The organism is Paraburkholderia humisilvae, from assembly GCF_902859855.1.
In the GTDB taxonomy this organism is placed as follows: domain Bacteria; phylum Pseudomonadota; class Gammaproteobacteria; order Burkholderiales; family Burkholderiaceae; genus Paraburkholderia; species Paraburkholderia humisilvae.
Genome location: NZ_CADIKH010000422.1, coordinates 1 through 804, shown reverse-complemented (window position 1 = coordinate 804; position 804 = coordinate 1). Strand labels below are relative to the sequence as shown.

Sequence of the window (804 nt, the reverse complement as noted above, 5' to 3'; positions counted from 1 at the left end):
CAGTACTTGCAGCCGATGCAGCGGTCGAAATCGACCAGCACGAGGCCGTCTTCCTTGCGCTTGTAGCTCGCGCCGGTCGGACACACCGGCACGCACGGCGGGTCCTCGCAATGCAGGCACGACTTCGGAAAGTGGATCGTATCGGTCAGCGGAAACTCGCCGGCTTCGAACGTCTGCACACGGTTGAAGAAGGTGCCGGACGGGTCGGCGTCATACGGACGCGCATCCGACAGGCTGCCTGCCTCGCCGGACGTGTTCCATTCCTTGCAGCTCGTCACGCATGCGTGGCAACCCACGCAGACGTTCAGATCGATCACGAGCGCCATCTGGGTCATCGGGTGCTCCTTATTCAGTCTCTTTTGAAGCCTTGGCGGCGCCGCGCAAACGCGCCGCAAATTCGCCACGCCCCGCGAAATAGGTCTGCACGATGCGTTTGAATGTGCTGACCGAACCGACCGAGCCCGGCAGCGACTGCATCGGCGCGAATTGCGGCAGCGTGTGATCCGCGTCCGCCTCGGCCGGATAGACGCGCACGCGCACGTCGTACCATGCGGCCTGGCCGGTGATCGGATCGGAGTTCGAGATGCGCGCGGGTCCATGCGCGGTCGGTGCGCGGTCGGCTGCCGGCAGTTCGTCGGTGATCACGTGATTCAGCAGGAAGCCGCGCTGCGATTCGTTTGCGTCAGGGCCGAGATTCCATGCGCCCGCCGCCTTGCCGATCGCATTCCATGTCCACACGGTGCCGGGTTCGACCGCTTCGCTATAGCGCGCCATGCAGCGGACCTTGCCCCATTGCGATTCAAC

Annotated in this window: 2 pseudogenes; both read right to left on the bottom strand. The window is 64.3% G+C overall.

Features of this window, described 5'->3' with window-relative positions:
• Positions 1-335, bottom strand: a pseudogene (gene soeB, locus HV796_RS42875) (sulfite dehydrogenase subunit SoeB); the annotation flags it as partial.
• A 10-nt stretch (positions 336-345) separates the two neighbouring features.
• Positions 346-804, bottom strand: a pseudogene (locus HV796_RS42870) (formate dehydrogenase); the annotation flags it as partial.